We start from the raw sequence: 4,628 nt of genomic DNA on the forward strand, positions 1-4,628 counted from the left end.
CATCAAAAATTCCACCGTCCCCGCACCGACATAATCGATCGATTTTGCCGCATTAACCGCCGCATCTCCCATCTTTTTGCGTAACTTGGGCGTAAGTGCGGGACTGGGAGCCTCCTCCAAGAGTTTTTGGTGGCGGCGCTGAATCGAACAATCTCGCTCTCCTAAGTGAACAACGTTACCATGAGAATCCGCCAGAATTTGAATTTCGATGTGACGAGGACAATCGAGAAACTTCTCCAAGTAAATCCCCCCATTCCCAAATGCTGCCTCTGCTTCCCCCTGGGCGGCTTGGAAGAGGCGTACTAAGTCTTTTTCATCCCGTACCAAGCGCATCCCCCGTCCGCCTCCCCCTGCCGTAGCCTTGAGAATGACGGGATAACCAATTTTGTTCGCCAAAGTGAGGGCTTCTTGTTCGTTGGATAATAAACCCTCACTCCCTGGTAAGGTGGGGACTTTTGCCGCTTTCATGGTTTTCTTTGCTGTGGATTTGTCCCCCATGGCCATCATGGCTGCGGGAGTCGGTCCGATAAAAACAATTTTGTGATCCGCACAGATTTCCGCAAACCTGGCATTTTCTGCCAAGAAACCATAACCAGGATGAATTGCGGTGGCATTGCGAGTCAATGCGGCAGAAATAATATTAGGAATATTGAGATAACTTTTATTACTGGGAGGAAGACCAATACAAACGCTTTCATCCGCCAATTGGACGTGAAGCGCATTGCGATCGATGGTTGAATGAACGGCAACGGTAGCAATCCCTAATTCTTTACAACTGCGGAGGATTCGCAAGGCAATTTCCCCTCGATTGGCAATCAGTATCTTTGAAAACTGCATTATGGGTAATAAATAATCGGTAATCGGTAATGGGCGGGTAAGAGTATTTTACAGTTCGGGGTCTGGGTTATCTTGGCTTTCTTGGTAACGCTTGGATAATTCTGTGGGAGGGCGATCGCTACTCCAGGCCCACCAGACCCGATCGCATTCGCATTGGTAGAATTCTTGCCACTTGCGCTGGTAATTTTCGCCAATGACTGGGGCGCGGCGATTGATCCAAACACGCTGTGCTTGGTGGGAGGATGCACCACAATGAGGACAGAAAAATTGCAAAGCGTGGGTGGCGCTTTGGGTCCATTGAGGGGAGATGGGATCGAAGGCTTCCATAACTTCGGCGATCGCAATTTGTTGTCTCTCTAGCTTATCAGGGGAACGATTTTTCTCTCATCTCTGGCTTAAACTCTTGATATAGCGCCAAGAAAAATTTATCTTTACAGTAAAACGCGATGCAATCACCTTCAGAAGATTTCCTCGAAAAACCGATCGCCGAACCCTCGGATCCTCCTCCATCGCGATCGCGCTTAGGGGGATGTATTGGTAGTCTTTTTCTCTTGATTTTTGGCAGCAGTATTGCCGGAATTTTGGGCATTGTCGTGGCGATTAACAATCCTCAAGAAACAGGACAAAAACCGCCTTTGGTTTGGGTTTGGGAAAAACTGCCTTGGGGAAGTCAGAAGGAAGCAACAAGAGAAGCGATCGCCCCCGAATCTCCTCCCGATACGGCAACCCAAGCACTACAACAGAGGGAACAATTGCAAGCTGAAATCGCCAATTTAGAAAAACAATGGCAAACCCTACAGACGACTACAACACAATTGGAACAACAGCTAGAATTACCTGTAGTCTCTGAAGACCCGTTAAATGACCGCTTACAGGCACTCCAAGAGAAAGTGCAGTCACTCCCTCCTCTTCCTTCTGCTACATCGGCAACTTCTAACGCAATTTCCTCTAGCAAAGCGTCCCTACCGGGAGACAAATTGAAAGTCACTTTGCCTAGCGATCTACTTTTTGCTAATAATAGCGAGTTATCCCCCGATGGAAGTGTACTTTTAGATGCGATCGTCACGGATTTGGCCAAGCATAAAGGGGCAACGATTCGCATTGCTGCCCATACCGATCCCAGTACTTCTCCTTCGGAAAGTCGAGAATTATCCTTTCAACTTGCCCGTATAGTGGAGCAATATCTCGCCAGTTCTCTACGGGGAAATTATCGCTGGGTTTCGATTGGTTACGGTCAAACTCGCCCCCTTGTTGCTAATAATACTGATAGCAACCGCCAGCGCAATCGCCGCATTGAAATTGCTGTAGATTAATTTTAGTTATCTAATGATAAGAGGAATGAAAATTGTTTTTTTTGGTACGCCACAGTTTGCTGTTCCCAGTTTACAACGGTTGTTACTGGAGCCGGAGATTGAGGTTTTAGGAGTGGTGACGCAGCCCGATCGCCCCCGAGGAAGGGGCAAAAAATTGCTGCCTTCTGCGATCAAAAAAGTCGCCCTAGAACATCAAGTTCCGATCTGGCAACCTCGACATATTAAGAAGGCCAAGAAAACCCTTAATTTATTGCGAGAAACTGGTGCAGATGCGTTTATTGTTGTTGCTTACGGTCAACTTCTTTCCCAAGAAATCCTCGATCTGCCGCGTTTGGGCTGTATTAATGGCCATGGTTCACTTTTACCCCAATATCGAGGGGCGGCTCCTCTGCAATGGTGCCTGTATAATGGGGAAACTGAAACAGGAATGACCACGATGTTGATGGATATCGGCATGGATACTGGGGCAATGTTATTACAATCTTCTGTGGCGATCGCCTTTCTCGATAATGCCCTACAACTGGCGATTACTCTCTCGGAGAATTGCGCCGATTTATTGGTTAAAACCCTATTTAAGCTACAAGCTGGGGAAATTACACCCATTCCGCAAGATAATAATTTGGCAACTTATGCGCCTTTAATTCAAAAATCCGATTATATTTTGGATTGGAATCGTCCCGCGATCGCGCTTCACAATCAGATTCGGGCATTTTATCCCTATTGCGTCGCCCAATTTCGCGACAAACCCTTGAAAATTCTGGCCACAATTCCTGTAGGAGAAGAATGGCGATCGCAATTACCCCCAGAGATTCAACAAAGATTACAATCTCTTGCCAATTTATCCTCAATGACAGGACAACCAGGGGAAATAGTCGGTTTTGTCAAAAAATTAGGCGCGATCGTGCAAACAGGTGCAGGATTATTGCTCCTACAAGAAGTACAATTATCGGGCAAACGTCCTCAGTCAGGTTGGGATTTTGTCAATGGTACTCGCTTAACCATTGGAGAAAGGGTAAATTAGTTACTCAAATTAATAACTTAGGACTTACGCATTTACCCACTAGCGAGCAAGATGCCCCCACTACCATAACAATAGAATACGGGAGTGGGAGCGTCTCGCTCCCTAGCTGCGGAAGTCCTATAACTGAATCGTCGATCGTCGATCTCTAATCATTAACATGGCGCGAGTTGTTTTAGAAAAGATTTATAAGAGTTTTGCTAGTTCCGTACCTCAGCATCGTCCCGATCGTGCCTCACGATCGCCCAATTCAGTAGCAAAAGAACAAACAGGCGATCGCAGCGTTAATGTGCTGCAAGAAATTGATTTAACCATAGAAGATGGAGAATTTATGGTCTTGGTGGGACCATCGGGATGCGGTAAAAGTACCCTATTGCGAACGATCGCCGGATTGGAAGAACTCACAGCCGGTAATATTTATGTAGGCGATCGTCTCGTCAATAATTTGCCCCCCAAACAGCGCGATATTGCCATGGTATTTCAAAGTTACGCCCTTTATCCCCATCTATCGGTTTATGATAATATCGCCTTTGGCCTGCGTCGCATGGGTAAAGAAGAGAAAGGGAAAACATTAGCCGATCGCTTGGGACAATGGGGAGAAAACTTTTGGGGTGGGATAACGCGATCGCTACCCTCAGTATGGCGCTATCGTTCCCAACGAGAAAAGGCGATTTTTCAACGAGTACAAGGGGTAGCAGAATTATTACAAATTGAGGAGTTATTAAATCGTTTACCGAGACAACTTTCCGGGGGACAAAAACAGCGTGTAGCATTAGGAAGGGCGATTTCTCGCAATCCACAAGTATTTTTAATGGATGAACCCCTCTCCAATTTAGATGCAAAACTACGGGCAGAAACTCGCAGTCAAATCGTCCAATTACAGCGAGAATTAGACATTACCACCATTTACGTCACCCACGACCAAACCGAAGCAATGACGATGGGCGATCGCATTGCAGTGATGAATAAAGGGGAACTCCAACAAATTGCCAAACCCCTCGAACTGTACAATAATCCTGCTAATCGTTTTGTCGCACAGTTTATTGGTTCCCCCCCAATGAATTTTTTAGCGGTTAAAGTTGATTCTTCTCTTAGTTTAAGTGGTGATGGTTTTTCCTTAACTTTAGGGACAGAATGGGAAGATTATCTTGTACCTTATCAAGGGCGATCGTTATGGTTGGGAGTTCGTCCAGAACACCTAGAATTAAGTTCTGCTACTAACTATCATTTATTAGTCTGCGTCGATCTCGTCGAAGCATTAGGAAATGATACTTATTTAGCAGTACATCTTGCCAGCAACTCCAAATCTCAAATGCAAGTCCGCATCTCCCCCGAAGAAAAAGTGAATCTCCAAGACTCACTATATTTATCATGTCTAACCGACAAAATTCACTTGTTCGATCCCGAAACAGAGAACAACATTCGCCACTAAATCCCCCACTCCCCCACACTCCCCACAC

Annotated in this window: 5 protein-coding genes; 3 read left to right on the forward strand and 2 right to left on the reverse strand. The window is 46.0% G+C overall.

What is annotated here, in order from left to right; all coding sequences use genetic code 11:
* Both VB714_RS20950 and VB714_RS20955 read right to left on the reverse strand, forming a co-directional pair.
* Nucleotides 1–837: biotin carboxylase N-terminal domain-containing protein (locus VB714_RS20950; RefSeq protein WP_323226631.1), on the reverse strand; the 837-nt coding region annotated here is incomplete at its 3' end.
* Between the two features lie 48 nt (nucleotides 838–885).
* Nucleotides 886–1,164, reverse strand: a complete 279-nt coding sequence (locus VB714_RS20955) for a hypothetical protein (RefSeq protein ID WP_323226632.1) — start codon at nucleotides 1,162–1,164, stop codon at nucleotides 886–888.
* Between the two features lie 119 nt (nucleotides 1,165–1,283).
* Here VB714_RS20955 and VB714_RS20960 point away from each other — a divergent pair, with 119 nt between their 5' ends.
* The 3 genes from VB714_RS20960 to VB714_RS20970 all read left to right on the forward strand — a co-directional run bounded on the left by VB714_RS20960 (nucleotide 1,284) and on the right by VB714_RS20970 (nucleotide 4,600).
* Complete coding sequence (locus VB714_RS20960) at nucleotides 1,284–2,150, forward strand: OmpA family protein (RefSeq protein WP_323226633.1); 867 nt, start codon at nucleotides 1,284–1,286, stop codon at nucleotides 2,148–2,150.
* A gap of 25 nt (nucleotides 2,151–2,175) precedes the next feature.
* Nucleotides 2,176–3,171 (forward strand): methionyl-tRNA formyltransferase, encoded by a 996-nt coding sequence (gene fmt, locus VB714_RS20965; RefSeq protein WP_323226634.1) that lies wholly within the window; start codon nucleotides 2,176–2,178, stop codon nucleotides 3,169–3,171.
* Between the two features lie 157 nt (nucleotides 3,172–3,328).
* On the forward strand, nucleotides 3,329–4,600 hold the full coding sequence (locus tag VB714_RS20970; RefSeq protein ID WP_323226635.1) for an ABC transporter ATP-binding protein: 1,272 nt from the start codon (nucleotides 3,329–3,331) through the stop codon (nucleotides 4,598–4,600).
* Nucleotides 4,601–4,628: the final 28 nt, after the last annotated feature.

The organism is Spirulina sp. 06S082 (genome assembly GCF_034932145.1).
In the GTDB taxonomy this organism is placed as follows: domain Bacteria; phylum Cyanobacteriota; class Cyanobacteriia; order Cyanobacteriales; family Spirulinaceae; genus CCY15215.

Excerpts from the sequence above, each read along its gene's own strand:
- VB714_RS20955 (WP_323226632.1), bottom strand. The coding sequence starts at position 1,164 with ATGGAAGCCTTCGATCCCATCTCCCCTCAATGGACCCAAAGCGCCACC.
- VB714_RS20970 (WP_323226635.1), top strand. The coding sequence starts at position 3,329 with ATGGCGCGAGTTGTTTTAGAAAAGATTTATAAGAGTTTTGCTAGTTCC.
- fmt (WP_323226634.1), top strand. The coding sequence starts at position 2,176 with ATGAAAATTGTTTTTTTTGGTACGCCACAGTTTGCTGTTCCCAGTTTA.
- VB714_RS20960 (WP_323226633.1), top strand. The coding sequence starts at position 1,284 with ATGCAATCACCTTCAGAAGATTTCCTCGAAAAACCGATCGCCGAACCC.